19 protein-coding genes are annotated in these 17,327 nt (G+C 66.1%); 10 read left to right on the forward strand and 9 right to left on the reverse strand.

The annotated features are described in order from the left end of the window. The first annotated feature begins 58 nt into the window (after positions 1-58). The gene (locus NOF53_RS23205; protein WP_255973175.1) at positions 59-1,633 is read left to right on the forward strand and encodes a molybdopterin-dependent oxidoreductase; all 1,575 of its coding nucleotides are present in this window, start codon (positions 59-61) and stop codon (positions 1,631-1,633) included. A gap of 6 nt (positions 1,634-1,639) precedes the next feature. Here the strand turns inward: NOF53_RS23205 and NOF53_RS23210 are convergent, their stop codons facing one another. The 3 genes from NOF53_RS23210 to NOF53_RS23220 form a co-directional block, all read right to left on the reverse strand. Next, on the reverse strand, positions 1,640-2,335 hold the full coding sequence (locus NOF53_RS23210) for an HNH endonuclease family protein (protein WP_255973177.1): 696 nt from the start codon (positions 2,333-2,335) through the stop codon (positions 1,640-1,642). A 65-nt stretch (positions 2,336-2,400) separates the two neighbouring features. Continuing rightward, positions 2,401-2,718, reverse strand: coding sequence for a hypothetical protein (locus NOF53_RS23215; RefSeq protein ID WP_255973179.1), 318 nt, complete (start codon positions 2,716-2,718; stop codon positions 2,401-2,403). 120 nt (positions 2,719-2,838) lie between these two features. Continuing rightward, on the reverse strand, positions 2,839-4,083 hold the full coding sequence (locus tag NOF53_RS23220; protein WP_255973182.1) for a DICT sensory domain-containing protein: 1,245 nt from the start codon (positions 4,081-4,083) through the stop codon (positions 2,839-2,841). Between the two features lie 175 nt (positions 4,084-4,258). Between NOF53_RS23220 and NOF53_RS23225 the strand changes: the two genes are divergently transcribed. After that, the gene (locus tag NOF53_RS23225; RefSeq protein ID WP_255973185.1) at positions 4,259-4,642 is read left to right on the forward strand and encodes a hypothetical protein; all 384 of its coding nucleotides are present in this window, start codon (positions 4,259-4,261) and stop codon (positions 4,640-4,642) included. Positions 4,643-4,670: 28 nt separating this feature from the next. Here the strand turns inward: NOF53_RS23225 and NOF53_RS23230 are convergent, their stop codons facing one another. Beyond that, positions 4,671-5,579, reverse strand: a complete 909-nt coding sequence (locus tag NOF53_RS23230) for an NADP-dependent oxidoreductase (protein ID WP_255973187.1) — start codon at positions 5,577-5,579, stop codon at positions 4,671-4,673. A gap of 344 nt (positions 5,580-5,923) precedes the next feature. Here NOF53_RS23230 and NOF53_RS23235 point away from each other — a divergent pair, with 344 nt between their 5' ends. Both NOF53_RS23235 and NOF53_RS23240 read left to right on the forward strand, forming a co-directional pair. Continuing rightward, the gene (locus NOF53_RS23235; protein WP_255973189.1) at positions 5,924-8,755 is read left to right on the forward strand and encodes a DEAD/DEAH box helicase; all 2,832 of its coding nucleotides are present in this window, start codon (positions 5,924-5,926) and stop codon (positions 8,753-8,755) included. Then, the gene (locus NOF53_RS23240) at positions 8,752-9,525 is read left to right on the forward strand and encodes an SWIM zinc finger family protein (RefSeq protein WP_255973191.1); all 774 of its coding nucleotides are present in this window, start codon (positions 8,752-8,754) and stop codon (positions 9,523-9,525) included. Before NOF53_RS23235 ends, NOF53_RS23240 begins: the two co-directional genes overlap by 4 nt. A 166-nt stretch (positions 9,526-9,691) precedes the next feature. Here NOF53_RS23240 and NOF53_RS23245 read toward each other — a convergent pair whose 3' ends face one another. Continuing rightward, complete coding sequence (locus tag NOF53_RS23245; RefSeq protein WP_255973193.1) at positions 9,692-9,865, reverse strand: CsbD family protein; 174 nt, start codon at positions 9,863-9,865, stop codon at positions 9,692-9,694. 139 nt (positions 9,866-10,004) lie between these two features. Between NOF53_RS23245 and NOF53_RS23250 the strand changes: the two genes are divergently transcribed. After that, positions 10,005-10,574, forward strand: coding sequence for a DUF1990 domain-containing protein (locus NOF53_RS23250; protein WP_308213861.1), 570 nt, complete (start codon positions 10,005-10,007; stop codon positions 10,572-10,574). On the opposite strand, the gene NOF53_RS23255 is transcribed toward NOF53_RS23250, so the two are convergent. Continuing rightward, positions 10,560-11,033: a hypothetical protein gene (locus NOF53_RS23255; RefSeq protein ID WP_255973196.1), complete on the reverse strand. Its 474-nt coding sequence runs from the start codon at positions 11,031-11,033 to the stop codon at positions 10,560-10,562. The two genes, NOF53_RS23250 and NOF53_RS23255, sit on opposite strands and share 15 nt — an antisense overlap. Before the next feature lie 238 nt (positions 11,034-11,271). Here NOF53_RS23255 and NOF53_RS23260 point away from each other — a divergent pair, with 238 nt between their 5' ends. Then, the gene (locus tag NOF53_RS23260; protein ID WP_255973199.1) at positions 11,272-12,018 is read left to right on the forward strand and encodes a GntR family transcriptional regulator; all 747 of its coding nucleotides are present in this window, start codon (positions 11,272-11,274) and stop codon (positions 12,016-12,018) included. A 15-nt stretch (positions 12,019-12,033) separates the two neighbouring features. Here NOF53_RS23260 and NOF53_RS23265 read toward each other — a convergent pair whose 3' ends face one another. Together NOF53_RS23265 and NOF53_RS23270 are read right to left on the reverse strand one after the other, a co-directional pair. Then, complete coding sequence (locus NOF53_RS23265; RefSeq protein ID WP_255973202.1) at positions 12,034-12,495, reverse strand: PTS sugar transporter subunit IIA; 462 nt, start codon at positions 12,493-12,495, stop codon at positions 12,034-12,036. Continuing rightward, entirely contained in the window at positions 12,492-12,803 is a 312-nt protein-coding gene (locus tag NOF53_RS23270; RefSeq protein WP_305087231.1) for a PTS sugar transporter subunit IIB, read from the reverse strand. The genes NOF53_RS23265 and NOF53_RS23270 overlap by 4 nt, the downstream gene beginning before the upstream one ends. 154 nt (positions 12,804-12,957) lie before the next feature. On the opposite strand from NOF53_RS23270, the gene NOF53_RS23275 reads away from it, so the two are divergent. The 4 genes from NOF53_RS23275 to NOF53_RS23290 are packed head-to-tail and all read left to right on the forward strand — an operon-like array spanning position 12,958 to position 17,052. Further along, on the forward strand, positions 12,958-14,253 hold the full coding sequence (locus tag NOF53_RS23275) for a PTS transporter subunit EIIC (protein WP_255973207.1): 1,296 nt from the start codon (positions 12,958-12,960) through the stop codon (positions 14,251-14,253). 31 nt (positions 14,254-14,284) lie between these two features. Beyond that, complete coding sequence (locus NOF53_RS23280) at positions 14,285-15,490, forward strand: N-acetylglucosamine-6-phosphate deacetylase (protein WP_255973209.1); 1,206 nt, start codon at positions 14,285-14,287, stop codon at positions 15,488-15,490. Next, the gene (gene nagB / locus NOF53_RS23285; RefSeq protein ID WP_255973211.1) at positions 15,478-16,257 is read left to right on the forward strand and encodes a glucosamine-6-phosphate deaminase; all 780 of its coding nucleotides are present in this window, start codon (positions 15,478-15,480) and stop codon (positions 16,255-16,257) included. Before NOF53_RS23280 ends, nagB begins: the two co-directional genes overlap by 13 nt. Then, complete coding sequence (locus NOF53_RS23290) at positions 16,258-17,052, forward strand: copper homeostasis protein CutC (protein WP_255973213.1); 795 nt, start codon at positions 16,258-16,260, stop codon at positions 17,050-17,052. Here NOF53_RS23290 and NOF53_RS23295 read toward each other — a convergent pair. Next, on the reverse strand, positions 16,967-17,218 hold the full coding sequence (locus NOF53_RS23295; RefSeq protein ID WP_255973216.1) for a hypothetical protein: 252 nt from the start codon (positions 17,216-17,218) through the stop codon (positions 16,967-16,969). The two genes, NOF53_RS23290 and NOF53_RS23295, sit on opposite strands and share 86 nt — an antisense overlap. Positions 17,219-17,327 lie beyond the last annotated feature (109 nt).

The following is a 17,327-nucleotide window of genomic DNA, read 5'->3' on the forward strand; positions in this document are numbered from 1 at the left end:
ATCCGCGCGTGTTGCCGGCTCCGAATACCCGGTGACCACAACAAAGGAGCGCGGCTGCATGACTAGCACGATCGATGACCGGACCGAGGCCGCACGCGCGCCACAGGGGCGACGGCATCTGTTCTCCCGTGCACTGGCCGGAGTGATCGCGGCCGGTGTGGTTCTCGCGGTTGGTGAGCTCCTCTCCGTGCTGATCGACCAGAACAGCTCGCCCTTCTATGCGGTCGGTTCGACTACGGTCGATCGCAGCCCTGCCTGGGCGCGCGAGTTCGCCATCTCGACGTTCGGGACGAACGACAAACCCGCACTTTTCGTCGGGATGACAGTGCTGATCGCGGCATTTGCCGCGGTGGCAGGCATCCTCGAGAGACAGGGCGCTCCCTTCGGTAGCGCCCTCCTCATGGTCCTCGGTGGCGTCGGCGTGTATGCCGCGACGCACCGTCCGAGCGCTACGTGGGTCTATGCGGTGCCGACGCTCGCCGGTCTCGTGGTCGGAATCGTCGTGCTCCGCATCCTGACGGTGGCGGCCCAGATGCCGGAAGGGAACGATGGTGTGGATTCGCGGTGGCCTCGCCGTAAGTTCTTGGTGTTGGCGGCCACTGCTGCTGCGGCGGTAGCGGCCACGGGAGCTGCTGGACGGTATCTGGGACAGCGGATCGCCGGGGCCGTCGACAACCGTAACGACTTCGCGATCCCTTCGGTGGTGGACAAAGCGTCTCCGATCGCCCCGGGAACGGATATCGGCGTGCCCGGCGGCACCTCCTTCGTCACCGCGAACGACGAGTTCTATCGCATCGACACCGCCCTGCGGGTCCCGCGGATGACGACGGACAACTGGGAACTGCACATCCACGGAATGGTGGAGCGGGAGCTCACTCTCACGTGGGACGACCTCGTTGCGCGCACACCGGTCGAACGGATGATCACGTTGACGTGCGTGTCCAACGAGGTCGGCGGGATCCTCGCGGGCAACGCCACCTGGATCGGCTACCCGATCAAAAATCTCCTCGACGAGGTGGGCGTCGACCCGGAGGCCGACATGCTGCTCTCGACGAGCATCGACGACTTCACCGCGGGTACCCCGGTCGAAGCGCTGCGAGACGGGCGGGATGCGATGCTCGCGGTGGCAATGAACGGTCAGCCGTTGCCCTTCGAGCACGGCTACCCCGTACGCCAGGTGGTGCCCGGACTCTACGGTTACGTCTCGGCCACCAAATGGGTGGTGGAGTGGGAACTCACCCGCTTCGACGCGGCCGACGCGTACTGGACGAAGCGTGGATGGGCGGAGAAGGCGCCGATCAAGACCGCCTCCCGAATCGATGTTCCGGCGCCCTTCGCCCCGCTGGTGCCGGGTCCGGTGCTGGTTGCCGGAACCGCCTGGGCGCAGCGCCGAGGAATCGAGACGGTGGAGGTGCGGGTAGACAACGGTCCGTGGGAGAAGGCCACGCTCGCGCGGCAGTACACGATCGATACCTGGCGTCAATGGACCTGGGAGTGGCAGGCGACACCTGGTCTACACACTCTGCAGGTGCGGGCGACCGACCTCGCCGGCAACGTCCAGGTGGAAAAGAGGATGCCGCCGATACCGGGAGGCGCCACCGGATGGCACACACGTTCGTTCACTGTGGCCTGAGGAAGTTCACGGGCACCTTTCCGCGACGTCGGCGAGTGCCCTCCGGTCGGCGGCGGTGACGGGTAGCCCGTACTCGACGGCGACGGTGAGGTACTTGCCTGCATAGAAACAGTGATAAGCCGAATTCGGCGGAAGCCAGTCGCCGGGAGTCTGGTCTCCCTTGTCCTGGTTGACGTCGCCGTTGACTGCGAGCAAATTGAACACCGTGTCGTTGGCGAAGCGGAGTCGGCGTTCCAGCGGCCACGTCGACGCACCCATGTCCCAGGCAGCGGCCAACGGGTATACGTGGTCGATCTGCACTGCTTTGGCGTCGCTGCGGTCGAAGTCGACGACCTCGCCGGAGTACGGATCGGCGAGGACCCCGCTCAGCACGACGCACTCCCGGGTGCCGTCCCGGAACGACACCGATCGCAGGTCGGTGGCCAGCACGTTGTTGCGGGTGTCGCACCCGTCGTGGCCGGCCGGAGCGTTCTGGGCGTCGGTCCACGCCGGACCGAACACACACAGTTCCTTGCCCGCACACCCGCGTTGGTATCCACCCGGGTGAGGGCGGGACTCGACGGTCTCGACCTGCGCCAGCAACTGTTCGATGTGCGCGCGTGGCGGACTGCCGGGCGCAGCACCCGGCCCGCTCAGATCGAGGATCGATACCCCGCAGCCCCCGACCGCAAGAGCCCCCACTAGGACATACAGAACTCTCATTGCGTCCCCCCGGCGCTCGAGTGTCCGAACTCGCGATCCGCAGTATCCCGCGGAACACCGACACGTCAGGCGAAGGGTAACCGCACGGCGGCGATCGAGGACAAGTGGGCGCCGTCGTGCCCGATTACCCACGACCCGCCACTCTGTCGGCATTCCGCCAGGATGTCGAGGGTGCGCAGGAGGAAGAAGATGGCCTCACTGGGGACCGGCGTGATCGCAAGACGATGCGCCTCACCGTGTTTCACACCGTCGAGCCAGACGCCGGACTGCCCGTCGAGACGAATGGTCACGATGTGCGTTGCGTCGACGAACGCATACTTCCGCTGCTCCCACGGGGTGGTGAGTGCGTATCCCTGCTCGAGAACCTGAATGAGGATGCTCATGGGCCGACTCCGAGTCTCCGGCGTGGCGGGCGGACAACTTCCAGCATCTCACCTGCGTCGTGCACGACGCCATGCTCCGGGCGTCGGAAATGTCGAGGCGACGCTCGACCTCGGGCTGCTCTACCCGGCGCCGTTCGGATCAGCGGTGAACCGGTCGAGGACAGCCCGCGCACACTGCACGACCGTCGATCGGTCGTAGGAGACGACGTAGTCGAATTCGCGTTCCGAATCCGCCTCTCCGCGGTGAAGATCCACGGCGGAGAGAACGCAACTGAAATGGGGGCCCAGGACAACGACGTTCCATTCCTCCACCAATTCATCGTCTGCAGCGAGGGGAGCCTGATGAATTCCCTCGTCCACCGTGTGGCCCATGCCGACGCCGTACACGCCCGCGTAGGCGATCCGGCTCGCCATGTTCTGCCAACGGGCGCGTGTGCGGTCGGTGAAGTGCTCGGCGCGCTGGAAAGTTCCCAAAACCAGGGTTTCGGGCCCCGCGGCAGCGGCGTGCGTTTCGAGGGTGTTGCTCATCGTCACCAGGAGCCGCTTGAAACTACGGACAGCGGTACGCCCGGAGGACGCGATGGCGTGTGGGGAGCGGGTGGCGTGCTCGGGGGTGTTCCACGTAGGTGCAGGCGGGAAGGGCTCGGCAGTCGCCGATGCCGGCCACGATGTCGGCGCCGACTCGACCTCCTCGAGCAGGCCACCGACTCCATACGTCGCTCCTAGGCTGAGCGCCCGCCGGCGCTGTACCTCGGTATCGACTCCGGTGGCGACCACCACGGCACCGGAGCTTTCCACGCGCGCAGCCACCGCATGCGCGGTGCGGGCGATGTCGGAATCCGGACGACGCGTGATCATGACGGGGGCGAGTTGGATGACGTCCGGCTCGACCAGCGACAGGAGTGCGATCGCTTCGGGGTGGGTACCCACCTCGTCTACGGCGATGAGCCTTCCACGACTGCGCGCATCCGCGACGGCGCGAAGGGCACGGGATGGATCGGCGATAAGTATTGCGGCCGTGATCACCACGATGTCGCGGCGCGGGCTCTCGGTAGCGAACCCCTCCAAGCCGGGGAGGGAGTCGAGATCGATCGACACCAGCACGGGAACGCCGTCCGCCGTGACGGAGCCGGCGACCTCCCATGTGAGGTGGTCGAGTTCCCGCTTCTCGTTCATCGCCCGGGCCACGGTCCGCAAGGCCTCCGGGGTTGCGAGTGGGCCGTCCGACGGGCCGCGCAGTTGTACCTCGAGGGCGGCGAGCGCACCGTTGTCCAGGCGGCGCACGGCCGCCGTGTGCGGCGAGACCACCAATCCGTCCACTCTCTCCGCGGTGTCTACGGACCGATCGGGGGCAATGACGAACATGCTGCAATTCTCGCATCGGCGATCGTGGGCCGCAGCGGGGCCGAGGAAGCCCCTGTTATCAATCCGTGATCTTTTGTTATCAATTCGAGACTTTGTGGACGCCGCCGCGACACGAGGGACAGCAACGATCAGTGGAGCGTCGTACGGGCGGTCTCTCGAAGACAAGGTGGCGAACATGAGTGACTTACCGAAAATAGGGCTGTACCACGATGCACTCCTCGCTCTGACCCTGGCGACCAATCGATCCGCACGCCTCGTCGAGACGGCGGAAGGTGTGGGCCTGCGCGTCGATCTGACGCTGGGTTGTCATCTACTGGCGATCGCCACGACCGGTGGCGTCGATCGGGATGTCGACGCCGAAGGTGGCTGGACGGTGCACGTCGCCGGCCGGGGATCGGTCGGTTCCGAGGAACCCCTGGTCACTGTGCGCGGTGACTGGCTCGTCGATGCAGTCGACCAGATCCTCGCCCACGTAGATGCGTTCGGCGGCCGACAGGCGGGCTGCTCGGCAATGCGCCGGTCCACTCTGTGGCCACACTCCGCTCGCGAAGCTGTCTGAACGACACGAGCCGAGATGATTCGGGCGACTAACCCACTTCGATCACCACCTTGCCCGCAGTGTGGCCTGACTCGACGGTAGCGAGTGCCTCGCCTGCCTGCGTGAGCGGGAAACGGTGGGTGACCCTCGGGTCGAGCACACCGGTGGCCACCAGTGCGGCGAGCTCGGTGAAGGCCGCCGTGGTGCGCCTGCGCTCCACGCCCGAACCGCCGAGATCGCGGGCAGCGAGCGGGTCGCCGATACTGATGATCGAGGCCGGTTCCCGCGCGAGGCCCGCCGCATCGGCGAGCGCGCTGCCCCCGACCAGATCGAAGACGGCGTCGACCGGCTCCGATATCCGCGTGGTCAGTTCGGCACCGGACTCCACCCACTCCGCGCCCAGAGATTCGACCACCTCTCGCTTGCTCCGGCTCGCGACTCCGAGAACGGTGATGCCACGGGCGGCCGCCAATTGCAGCGCCGCCACCCCGACACCACCGCCCGCTCCGATAACGAGTAGTCGGCTGCCTGCGGGCAGGTTCAGCATGGCCATCGCGTCGTAAGCGGTGCCCGCCGCCACGGGCAGGGTGGCGGCGTCAGCGAAGGAAACGGATTCGGGTTTGTGCGCCGTCGACGACGCATTCAGCATTGTGTGCTCGGCGTATCCGCCGTAGCCGGTGGCCGTGGCGCCGAACACGGCGTCGCCAACCGCGAACTCCGTGACCCGAGGCCCGACGGCGGTGACCACCCCTGCCACCTCGCGGCCCAGGACCGCGGGAAGCGTGATCGGCACGGTGTCCTTCCGCGTACCTGCCCGCACTTTCCAATCGGCGGGATTCACGCCGGCCGCGTGCACCGCGACCTGTAGCTGTCCTGCGCCCGGGGACGGGACGTGCACGTCGAAGAACTGCTGGGTTCCGGGGCTGCCGTACTCGCGGAAGCCGTATGCGGTGCTCACGCCTCCACTCCTATCACGGACAGCACGCTCGCGGATCAGCACAAGGAAGCCCGCCAGGCATCGCCGGCGGGCCTCCTTGTCGACAGGTCAGGAGCTGCCGAACGGGCTCGTACCGCCTTCGCCGCCCATCAAGGGTCCGAGCGCCTCGAGCAGGGCCAGCAAGCCCTCGAGAACTTGTGCAAAGTCCATGTCTTCCTCCGATCACTGCAGTGGTGTGGCAGCGATCCGTGGTGCGCTTCGGCGTGGACAGCCGCCACCTCGTTCATCGGCCCGGAACGGGCCACAGTTACACGGAAGATGCAGGGACTTCTGATGCTGTCGGCTCCGCCTGATTGGATGGGTTCATGCTGCACGGTCTCTGGACACCGGGTTCGGGCCTCATGCTGTGGGTAGAGAACCGGGACTTCGGGGCGGAAGACTCCGCCGATGCGGTCGGCCGGGTGTTGCAGCGCAAGTTCCGGCACCATGTGAAGGTGCCGATGCCGGCGCCCTCGGGTCCGGAGTTGGTCGAGTGGCCGGCGGTGGGGCTGGCCCCGCCCGATGCAGCGGAGTTCCTGCTGGCCGTGTCGCCGTGGGACTCGCGGATCGCCGGTGATCTTCGGTACCTCACCCATACCGTGCGCGGAATCGAGCGGTGGGCGCGTGCCGGCCGGGTGGTGCCCGAGACGCATCGGGCGGAGGGCACCTGGTGGCCGCGTTGGCGCCTGCTGGGGGGCGAACGGCAGCGGGCGTGGCTCACCGAACTGACCGTCGCGATGCCGCCGGTGCAGCGCTACGGGACCGGCGCTCGCCCCCTGTTGGACGATCTCGTCACCGAACTCACCGACCCGATCACCCGCCATGTTCTCGGTGACCGACCGCGCGACGGTCGGCGCACCGACCCACTGCATCCCTTCCTCGACACGCTTGTGCGAGGCGACCACTACGACGAGGGCACCGCGCAACTGTCCGGTTCGCTCGACCGCTGGCGCGAAAGTCTCACAGTGGACGAGCCAGAGCTGGTGTTGCGCCTGCTCGAACCCGACGACGTCGACGTCGAGGGTGACTGGGATCCGGACACCGCCCTGTGGCGACTGGAGGTGTGCCTGCGCCCGGAGGGCGAAGCCCCTGTTCCGATTCCGCTGCACCACACCGATGCGAGCCGCCTCCAGATCGGTGTCCGCAAGTTGACGGAGGCGGTGGCGGCGTATCCGCGACTTCAGGACGTGCCGAGCGACCCCGACAGCCTCGACCTGTTCCTCCCTACCGCGGTGGTGATCGACCTCGTCGGGCACGGGGCGGTGGCGTTGAAGGAGAAGGGCATCAGCTTGTTGCTGCCTCGCGCGTGGAGTGTGGCGTCGCCGTCGATGCGGTTGCGGGTCAGTTCGCCGGGTACCCCGGCCAGCGCGGAAAATCGGTCGGTCGGCAAGGACCAGTTGGTGCAGTACGACTGGGAGCTGGCGCTCGGGGACACGGTCCTGACTGCCGCCGAGATGACCCGATTGGTCAATTCCAAGAGCGATCTGGTGCGCTTGCGCGGTGAGTGGGTTCGTGCCGATTCCGAAGTGCTCGCTCGCGCGGCACGCTACGTGACGGAACGGCAGGGCAGTGGCGACCGTGCCATCGTCGACTTGCTCAAAGACCTCATCGCGGATGATCTGTCGCGTCTGCCTGTGGACGAGGTGACGGCGAGCGGGTGGGCGGCCGCGTTGCTGGAAGGTGACGTCCAACCAGAGCAGGTTCCGGTTCCCGATCGGCTGGACGCCACCCTGCGGCCGTATCAGCAGCGGGGGCTCGACTGGCTGGCGTTCATGAGCAGGCTCGGACTGGGGGCCGTCCTCGCCGATGACATGGGCCTGGGTAAGACTCTGCAGCTGCTGGCGTTGCTGGCGCACGAGAATGCGTCTTCGCCCACTCTCCTGGTGTGCCCGATGTCGGTGGTCGGCAATTGGCAGCGAGAGGCGGCCCGTTTCGTTCCGACCTTGCGGGTGCATGTCCACCACGGCCCGCAACGGCTGAACGGTGAGGAGCTGGCCGCGGAGGTCGGTGCGAGTGACCTGGTGATCACCACATATGCGTTGCTGGCGCGCGACCTCGCGCAACTGAAGGAACAGCGGTGGCGCCGCGTGGTGCTGGACGAGGCCCAGCACATCAAGAACTCGAAGACGTCGCAGGCCAGGGCGGCGCGAAGTATCCCCGCAGCGCACCGAGTGGCGTTGACGGGGACACCCGTCGAGAACCGGCTCGACGAATTGCGTTCCATTCTCGACTTTGCGAATTCGGGGATCCTCGGTTCGGAGGCGATGTTCCGCAAACGCTTCGTCGTTCCGATCGAACGGGAACAGGACGAGACCGCGGTGGCCCGGCTCCGGTCCGTCACCTCACCGTTCGTGCTCCGCCGCGTCAAAACCGATCCGGCGGTCATCGCCGACCTTCCGGACAAGTTCGAGATGACGGTGCGCGCCAATCTCACCGCGGAACAGGCGGCCCTCTATCGGGCGGTGGTCGACGACATGATGGCTCAGATCAGGGACAAGAAGGGGATGAAGCGCAAGGGCGCCGTGCTTGCCGCGCTGACGAAACTCAAGCAGGTGTGCAACCATCCGGCGCACTTCCTGCGGGATGGGTCCGCGGTGACGCGGCGCGGTCAGCACCGGTCGGGCAAGCTCGGTTTGGTGGAGGACATCCTGGACTCCGTGCTCGCGGACGGCGAGAAGGCGTTGCTGTTCACCCAGTTTCGCGAATTCGGGGATCTCGTGGCACCCTTTCTGTCGGATCGCTTCGGTACCACCGTGCCATTTCTCCACGGCGGCGTCACCAAGCAGAAGCGCGACGACATGGTGGCGGCCTTCCAAGGGGAGGAAGGGCCGTCGATCATGCTGCTCTCGCTCAAGGCCGGGGGTACCGGGCTCAACCTCACGGCGGCCAATCATGTCGTGCACCTCGACCGATGGTGGAATCCGGCGGTCGAGAACCAAGCCACCGACCGGGCGTTCCGCATCGGGCAGCGCCGAGACGTCCAGGTGCGCAAACTCGTGTGTGTGGGCACGCTCGAGGAACGGATCGACGCGATGATCGCGACCAAGCAGGAGTTGGCCGATCTCGCGGTCGGAACCGGCGAGAACTGGGTGACGGAGATGAGCACGCAGCAACTCGGTGAGCTACTGCGACTCGGCGACGAGGCGGTCGGCGAATGACGACTCGGCGACCGGCACCGGATTTCGCTCGGTACGGCTCAAAACGACCGGTGACGGGCGGGCTGGAGGCGCGGTCGCGACGCGGAGCGTTCGGCCACACCTGGTGGGGACGGGAATTGGTCGACATCATCGAGTTCGTCGGTGACAAGGGGCGAATGAGCCGTGGTCGCAGCTATGCGCGCAGCGGTCAGGTGGTCTCCCTCGAGATCAGCAGCGGGATGGCTACCGGTGAAGTCCAGGGCAGCCAGCTCCAGCCTTTCATCGCGACCGTCGAGATCGACCGGCTCGACGAGGGCGAGATCGCCGAACTGGTCACCCTGGTGCGGAAGCAACCCGGCAGCCTTGCGATGCTCGCGGGCGGAGCAGTGCCGGAAATTCTCGGCCCCCTCCTGTTACCGTCCGGCTCCTCGGCGCTCCAGTACGACTGCACCTGTCCGGACCACGGCTGGCCGTGCAAGCACGCCGCTGCGGTCGCGTATCTCACCACGGAGCGGATAGACGAGAACCCGCTGGAAATACTGACCCTGCGTGGTGTCGACCTCGACATGCTGATCGACGGAGTCGGCGGTGGCAATGCCGATGAGGATGTGGCCGATTGGTTCGGCGACAGTGCCCAGCTTCCCGCCCTGCCCGACACCGATTTCCGGGCGGCGGTCGACGACCTCGACCCGTTGCTGCTGCGTAAGGCGGTCCGATCCGTGTGCGCCGGCGAACGCGAAGTGGACGCCGCGATCCATGACCTGAAAACGCTATACCAGCATCTGCGGTGACCATTGCCGTGCGGGAGGGTGTGGCGGTCCTGCCGGGCGAATGAGGGACTCTCGAAGGGCTTGCGGCAGTGAGTCGTATCATGCGAACGCGAGTGCATCGCATCGCCTGACGGCATGGTTGCGCACGGGGCGCATCGACGCGCCTCGGAATTTCACGCTCTGACGATCAGTGTTTGAAAACGTCCTTGACCCGCTCGGCGGCCTTCTTCATATTGGCCTTCGCCTGATCCGCTTTGCCGATGTTCTTCAGCTCGTTGTCGCCGGTGGCCCGGCCGATCGATTCCCTCGACTTGCCGGCAGCGTGCTGGACGGCGTTCTTGGCCTTGTCGACGATGCTCATGGCGTGCTCCTCCGAGTGGATGACGTCCACTGCAATCGTAATCCGATTGCGGTACGGCCACCTCTCAACTTTCGAGGCACACTTTCGAGGCACCCACTTTCCATGCACCCCGAGTTACACCCGGACTAGTGTTGCACTTGTGCGGTCGGTCACCGGGCCGGCCGGAGGTCGGGAGGAGCCTGCCGTCAGCCGCAAACCCTGTGACACTCGCGAGTTCACCTATACCGAGGTGGGAGCGAGTCGCGACCTTCCCTTCCCGGGCGGATACCACCATCTCGACGAGCAGAAGGTGATCGGTCGTGGCTCCGCATCGTTCGACTCCGCGGTCACACAGCTGTTCACCTGGGGGATGCACCGCGGCGCGGGCGTGAAGGTCGAGAACGATGCCCCCGCGGCGACTCCGGACGCCTCCGTAGAGCTTCGGTGGGGGATCGGTCCCGTCGGGCTCACCTTCTGTTGCCGAGTGATTTACATCGTCGACGAACCCCGTCGACAGGGTTTCGCCTACGGGTCGCTCGAGGGGCACCCGGAAGCGGGGGAGGAGCGTTTCGTCATCGAACACCGGCCCGATGACACCGTCGTCGCGAGCATCTCCGCCTTCTCGCGGCCCGGCAGGTGGTTCACCCGTCTGGGTGGGCCCGCGAACCGCGCGGTGCAGAAGGTGATGACGCGGCGCTATCTCGACGCGCTGGTCTCACAGAATCGATAGCGTCGCGTCCTGCTGTCGGAGAACAGCATGCACCGCAGCGCCGTACGCCAGATGCGGGACGATGTCGCTGAGCCAGTCCTGGATCGACCATCTGCGCGGATCACTGATGCCGCGGATGGCGATCGGGATGTCCGTGGCTGCCATCGCGCCCGCGCCGATCGCCACGGCACCTGCTGCCGGCGACAATCGCATGCCGGTGCGGCGGACAAGGCCGGCGGCTACCGCGATGCCCAAGCCGACGGCGATTCCCCCGAGTGCTCCAAGGCCCGTGCGGCGGGACTGCATCGCACTTCCGAGCCCAGGAATCCGCAGGCCGAGACCGGCTGCGACCGAATCGATCGTTTCCTCGGGGACCGTGCTGGCAGGACGGCCGCGCACCACCATGTCGAGGTAGGTCACCGTATTGAGGGCGGTCACTCCGGCGGCTCCGGCGACGAGTCCGGACATGAGTGTATTCATGACGACCTTCCCGAGGGATCCGACTGGAATGCAGCGCGGATGCTTCCACACACGAGCATCCCCACTCACCGGAGTCGGCAAACCTCACCTCCCAGGACCGGTCGGGCTCGAACCGGGTGCCATGGAGGTAGGCACGTTCGGGCGGATCACGTATTCTCAGATTTGGACCGGACCGGACGGGACCATTGGTCCCCGCCTGACCGATGTGTCGGTCCCCGAGCGAGGTGGAGAAACCGGAATGATGCCCGCACATCTACGTGACAGCGTGATTCCGAAGCACGAGCAACTTCGTGTCATCCTGCTGCACAGATGCATCAAGGAACTGCAGCCCGGCGACCTGATGACGAGCGAGCGAAAGTTGATGCAGGACTACGGGGTCAGCCGGATCACGGTGCGGGAGGCCATCGGTCAACTCGTCAACGACGGGCATCTGGTGCGGGTACGCGGCAAGGGTACGTTTGTCGCTCACCGGCCGGTGCAGTCGAAATTGCACCTCGCCTCGTTCACCGAGGAGATGCGTGCGCAAGGCCATCAGCCGACGACTGTGGTGTTGATGTCCGAAGAGGATGTGGCGCCGGAGGCCACGGCGCGGGCTCTGCGCCTCGCACCCGACACGCGGGCGTACCACGTCAAGCGATTGCGCCTCGCCGACGGCGAACCGGTCAGCGTCGACGACGGCTGGTTCAATGCCGCGCTGCTTCCCGGACTGGTGGATCTCGATCTCACCGGTTCGATCTATCGGGCGACCGCCGACAAGTACGGCATGCCCATCGACCGTGCGGAGCAGACCGTCAGCGCGAACGGCGCCGACGCGGACGTCGCGACGCTGCTCGGTATCAAGAAGGGCGCTCCGGTGATGTACTTCGACCGGGTGTCGTTCAGTGGTCCGACGGCGATCGAGCACACCCGAAGCTGGTACCGCTCGGATCGTTATCAGCTGCAGATGGAAGTGCAGGGCCAGGAGCGGGCTCAGCGCAGCAGCTGAGCCCGTCCCACCGGGTCACGCCGTCCAGTCGAACAGACGCTCACCTGTGGTGACCTCTGCGCCAACGGTGTTGTCCGCCAAGGAGTCCGGTGCGGAGTCCATTACCACGACGGGGCATACGGCGGAGTATCCGGTGCCGTCGATCTCGGTGGGGTCGAAGCGCACGACGGGATCACCGGCCTCCACCTGGTCGCCCTCCGCGGCCAGCAACGTGAATCCCTCGCCTCTCAATTTCACCGTGTCGATTCCGAGGTGGACCAGAACGCCTCTACCGGCGGACCCGAGGATGACGAATGCGTGGGGGTGCAATTTGAGAATCTTGCCGGAAATGGGGGCGACCACATCGAGGGGTCCGCGGTCACGGGACGGCTCGATCGCGACTCCCGCGCCCACCATCTGCCCGGCGAAGACGGGGTCGGGGACGTCGGCCAGTGCGAGCACTCGACCGGGGAGCGGGGCTTGGACGGAAAGACTCACAGAATGTCCTCGATGTCTTCGGCGAGCGTATCCGCTTCGGGCCCCACGATTACCTGCACGACGCTGCCGGATTTCAGCACTCCGTGTGCGCCGGCGGCTTTCAGTGCCGCCTCGTCGACTTTGGCCCCGTCTTTCACCTCGGTGCGTAGGCGGGTGATGCAGGCCTCTATCTCGACGATGTTCTCGGCACCGCCGAGGCCGCTGATGATGGCGTCCGCTTTGGACATCGGTTCTCCTCGTGTGGTGGATTCATGCTCCGGTCGGCAGCAGCCAGGCGAGTCGGCTGAATCACATTCGCCTGTTGACATCTTGTGCCCACCTGGTCAAACTAACAACTGGTCATGACCGGACAGTACCCGTTGTGGTACCGGTCCACAATAGTTCTTCCGAAGCCGGCACGGCGCAGCGCCGCGGCCGTAACACCCGCCGAATCGGCGACCGAAGCGCACAGAGAAGGCCGATATGACTGTCGAAGACAGCCCCAAGAAGGAATCCTCGGTGTTTGCCGGATTGCAGCGCCTCGGGCGCAGCCTGATGCTGCCGATCGCGGTGCTGCCCGCGGCCGGGATTTTGCTGCGACTGGGCCAAGACGACCTCCTCGGTCGGTTCGATTCGCTGCACACCGCCGCGAGCGTCATCTCCGCTGCCGGTCAAGCAGTCTTCACCTGGCTACCGTTGATCTTTGCCGTCGGTATCGCCATCGGTTGGGCGAAGAAGGCCGACGGGTCGACCGCACTGGCCGCCGTGGTCGGTTACATGGTGATCAACGGAGTGTTCGAGGCGATGTCGCCCGTCGTTCTCGAGGGTAAGACCGATCCGAACGGCGATCAGGCGCTGATCAACTACGGCGTCCTTGCGGGCATTGTGATGGGTCTGTTGTCAGCCCTCCTGTGGCAGCGGTTCTACCGGACCAAACTGCCCGACTATCTCGGATTCTTCAACGGACGCAGACTCGTTCCCATCCTCACCGCCGTCACGGGCCTCGTCGTCGGTGTCCTGATGGCGTTTCTCTACCTGGCATTTAATTCCGCCCTCACGTGGGTGGGCGAAACCGTCGCCGAGAATTCGGTAGTCGGTGGCGGCGTCTACGGGATGGCCAACCGCCTGCTCATTCCGACCGGACTGCACCACATTCTCAACTCCACCGTCTGGTTCCTCGTCGGTGATTACCAGGATTCGAGCGGTCAGCTGGTTCGCGGTGATCTCAACCGGTTCTTCGCCGGGGACCCGGACGCAGGCATCTTCATGACCGGCTTCTTCCCGATCATGATGTTCGCTCTGCCCGCTGCAGCACTGGCGATCTGGCGCAACGCCAAACCTGCACAGAAGAAGGTGGTCGGTGGCATCATGCTGTCGACCGCGCTCACGGCCTTCCTGACCGGCATCACCGAACCGCTCGAATTCGCGTTCATGTTCGTGGCCTGGCCGTTGTACCTGATCCACGCGTTTCTCACCGGTACTTCGATGGCCCTGGTCAATGCGCTGGGCATCCACGACGGGTTCACCTTCTCTGCGGGCTTCTTCGACTACGTCCTCAACTTCGGCAAGGCGACCAATGCCTGGATGCTGATCCCGATCGGCCTCGGGTACGCCGTGATCTACTACGCCCTCTTCAGCTTCGTCATCAAGAAGTGGAATCTGCGCACGCCCGGCCGTGAAGACGAGGCGGACACTCCCGTCGCGGCGACCGAGAGCGAAACACCCCCAGAGACGGCGAGTTCCGACTCGATTTCCGGCCGGCAGAAGGCAGGGCAGTGACGATGGCCCTCGTCGCATCCGAGGTCCCCGGATGATTCTGCGCGGCACTGTAATCGGAGCTCTCGGTGCCGGCGCATCGAGCGATCCGGTGATTTCCGACGGAGTGGTGGTCACCGAGGGGCACCGGATCTCCTGGGTCGGTCCCGCAGCACTGTTTTCCGGCGATACGCCGCTGCCCGCACCGACCGAGTCGATACTGCTGCCGGGGCTCATCGATGTGCATTGTCACGGTGGCGCCGGTGCCGGATTTCCCAACGCCGACGCAGTCGGGGCCGGCCGCGCCGCAGCTCACCATCGCGCGCACGGCACGACCGGCCTGCTCGCGAGCCTGGTGTCGGCGGGGGAGCAGGACCTGGTGCGGCAGGCGCGGATCCTCGCCGGGCTGGTCGAGAGTGGGACGTTGCTGGGCATCCACCTCGAGGGACCGTTTCTCTCCGAGGCCCGCTGCGGCGCACAGGATCCTGCCTCGATCGTGCCCGGCGACCCCGACCTGTTCGACAGGGTCTGCGACGCAGCGCGAGGTACTGTCCGTTCGATGACGTTGGCGCCCGAGACCGCTCACTTCGGGGCATTGCTGGCAGCGATGCGACGGTGGGACGTGGTGCCGAGTTTCGGCCACACCGACGCGGACGCGCGAACCACGGCGGCCCGCATCGCCGACGCGACGGGCAGGCCCGTGACCGCCACGCATCTCTTCAACGCGATGCCGCCGTTCCATCACCGGGCACCCGGCCCGGTGGGTGCGTTCCTGGCGGCAGCCGGTCGCGGCGACGTCGTGTTGGAATTGATCGCCGACGGTGTGCATCTCGCACCGGAGACGGTGTCGATGGTGTTCGACACGGTCGGACCGGACAACATTATCCTCGTCAGTGATGCCATGGCGGCGGCCGGAATGGCAGACGGCGCCTACGAACTCGGACCCCTGGAGGTGGAGGTTTCCGGTGGTGTCGCGCGTCTGACGACGTCCGACGGATCGCAGGGCGCCATCGCCGGCGGCACCGCGCGGCTTCTCGAGGTGGTGCGGAGCGCCGTTTTCGACAGTGGCGTCGCTCTCCCCGACGCGGTGGCAGCCGCCAGTAGAACCCCCGCCCGTGTAATCGGGATGCACTCCGAGCGCGGCACCCTGGCGCCGGAGTTCCGCGCCGACATCGTCATCACCGATCAACAACTGCGTCCGCGCTGCGTACTCGTCGGCGGTGCACCCGTCGACACGGAAGGATCCGCATGGAAATCGTAATTCGCTCGACACCCGCGGACGTCAGTTCCACCGTGGCGGACATCGTCGAAGGTTATGTGCGCCGAGGTCCCGCCACGCTGGGTCTCGCAACCGGTTCGTCGCCACTGGGCAGTTACCGGGAACTCGCCCGACGTCACCGGCAGCAGGCACTCGACTTCTCGGCTGCGCGGGGTTTCCTTCTCGACGAGTACGTCGGACTTCCGAAGAGCCACGACCAGTCCTACTTCTCGGTGATTCGGTCGGAGTTCGTCGACCATGTGAATCTCGACCCCGACCGAGTGCTGAGTCCCAATGGGGAAGGCGCCGACATCGCCGGCGAGGGTGCCCGGTACGACGCGGCGATCAGGGAGGCCGGCGGTGTGGACGTGCAGCTTCTCGGTATCGGGACGGACGGGCACATCGGGTTCAATGAACCGGGTTCCTCGCTCAGTTCGCGCACCCGCGTCAAGACCCTGACCGAACAAACCCGGCTCGACAACGCGCGATTCTTCGACAGCGTGGACGACGTGCCGCACCACGTGCTCACCCAGGGGCTGGGCACGATCAGCGAAGCGCGGCATCTCGTGATGGTCGCGTACGGAAAGGGAAAAGCGGGCGCGATTGCCGCTGCGGTGGAGGGCCCGCTGTCTGCGTTCTGCCCGGCTTCGGTGATGCAGCTGCACCCACATGTGACGGTGGTGGTCGACGAGGCTGCGGCGAGCAAGCTGGCACTGGCGGATTACTACCGATACGCCTTGGAGCACAAACCTTCCTGGCAAACGTTCTAGATGACAGCACGCAGACCGGTCTTCGAGCTCGCAGTGCAGGACGTCGCGGGCGCCCGGATCGCCCGCCGCACCGGGGCTGCGCGCGTCGAGTTGTGCGCCGCTCTCGGTGCGACGGGCGGTGTCACTCCGAGTGTCGGAATGATCGAGGCGGTCGCCGCCGAGGGAATCGGTGTGCACCCGCTGATTCGCTGCCGTCCCGGTGGGTTCGTCTACAGCCGAGAGGAACTCGCGGTCATGGCACGGGACGTTCGGGCGGCTCTGGCCGCGGGTGCGGCCGGTGTCGTACTCGGTGCCCTCACCGAGTCGGGGCAGATCGACGCCGAGGCGATTGCGGTCCTCCTCGACCGCGTGGATCCCGCCACCGAGGTGACGTTTCACCGGGCGATGGATGTAGTGGACGATCGGGCGGCCGCGCTCGATGTCCTCGTCGAGTCGGGCATCACCCGGGTGCTCACCTCGGGTGGGGCCCCGCGGTGCATCGACGGACTCGATGCGCTCGCCGCGATGGCAGTCCGTGCGGGTGGCCGCATTCAGGTGATGGCCGGTGGTGGGCTTCGTGTCGAGGACATCACCGCTGTCACCGAATGTGGGGTGGACGCTGTCCATCTCTCGGCTCGACGACCGGTCGTGGACGCAGGAGGGTCGGGTGGCGGAACCGGCAGCTACGAGGTCACAGACGAGACCACAGCCATGGCGGCAGCCGCTGCAGTCAGGGCAGAGTCAGCCGCTCGGCGTGCCGCACCGCGGCCTCGAGGTGCCGGTCCGCGGTCGTCAGGTCCAGGCGTGCGTCACTGAGGTTGTCGATCACCTCGAGCACCACGGATTCGTCGCCGCTGGCGAGCGTGCTCCGGTCGAGCAGGTCGAATGCCTCGGTCAGGTCCTTGATCCGCTGCTCGAACGCGTTCAGATCGGACCGCAGTCGAGCGGTGGACTGGACAAGGTCGTCAACGCTCGCGGTCATGCCTGTACCCCTCGTTCGCACCTCGTCGGGTCACGTCCGCGATACGAACCGGGCGGCCAGACTCCACGAAGGAGATACCACCGTTCATTGACCGGTAAACCAGCTCTGT

The sequence above is a fragment of the Rhodococcus tibetensis genome (genome assembly GCF_024438035.1).
Lineage (GTDB): Bacteria > Actinomycetota > Actinomycetes > Mycobacteriales > Mycobacteriaceae > Rhodococcus_F > Rhodococcus_F tibetensis.

Bases quoted from the DNA above. Each gene is read 5' to 3' on its own strand.
- NOF53_RS23205 (WP_255973175.1), top strand. From the start codon at position 59: ATGACTAGCACGATCGATGACCGGACCGAGGCCGCACGCGCGCCACAG.
- NOF53_RS23210 (WP_255973177.1), bottom strand. From the start codon at position 2,335: ATGAGAGTTCTGTATGTCCTAGTGGGGGCTCTTGCGGTCGGGGGCTGC.
- NOF53_RS23215 (WP_255973179.1), bottom strand. From the start codon at position 2,718: ATGAGCATCCTCATTCAGGTTCTCGAGCAGGGATACGCACTCACCACC.
- NOF53_RS23220 (WP_255973182.1), bottom strand. From the start codon at position 4,083: ATGTTCGTCATTGCCCCCGATCGGTCCGTAGACACCGCGGAGAGAGTG.
- NOF53_RS23225 (WP_255973185.1), top strand. From the start codon at position 4,259: ATGAGTGACTTACCGAAAATAGGGCTGTACCACGATGCACTCCTCGCT.
- NOF53_RS23235 (WP_255973189.1), top strand. From the start codon at position 5,924: ATGCTGCACGGTCTCTGGACACCGGGTTCGGGCCTCATGCTGTGGGTA.
- NOF53_RS23240 (WP_255973191.1), top strand. From the start codon at position 8,752: ATGACGACTCGGCGACCGGCACCGGATTTCGCTCGGTACGGCTCAAAA.
- NOF53_RS23245 (WP_255973193.1), bottom strand. From the start codon at position 9,865: ATGAGCATCGTCGACAAGGCCAAGAACGCCGTCCAGCACGCTGCCGGC.
- NOF53_RS23255 (WP_255973196.1), bottom strand. From the start codon at position 11,033: ATGAATACACTCATGTCCGGACTCGTCGCCGGAGCCGCCGGAGTGACC.
- NOF53_RS23260 (WP_255973199.1), top strand. From the start codon at position 11,272: ATGATGCCCGCACATCTACGTGACAGCGTGATTCCGAAGCACGAGCAA.
- NOF53_RS23270 (WP_305087231.1), bottom strand. From the start codon at position 12,803: ATGTCAACAGGCGAATGTGATTCAGCCGACTCGCCTGGCTGCTGCCGA.
- NOF53_RS23275 (WP_255973207.1), top strand. From the start codon at position 12,958: ATGACTGTCGAAGACAGCCCCAAGAAGGAATCCTCGGTGTTTGCCGGA.
- NOF53_RS23280 (WP_255973209.1), top strand. From the start codon at position 14,285: ATGATTCTGCGCGGCACTGTAATCGGAGCTCTCGGTGCCGGCGCATCG.
- nagB (WP_255973211.1), top strand. From the start codon at position 15,478: ATGGAAATCGTAATTCGCTCGACACCCGCGGACGTCAGTTCCACCGTG.
- NOF53_RS23290 (WP_255973213.1), top strand. From the start codon at position 16,258: ATGACAGCACGCAGACCGGTCTTCGAGCTCGCAGTGCAGGACGTCGCG.
- NOF53_RS23295 (WP_255973216.1), bottom strand. From the start codon at position 17,218: ATGACCGCGAGCGTTGACGACCTTGTCCAGTCCACCGCTCGACTGCGG.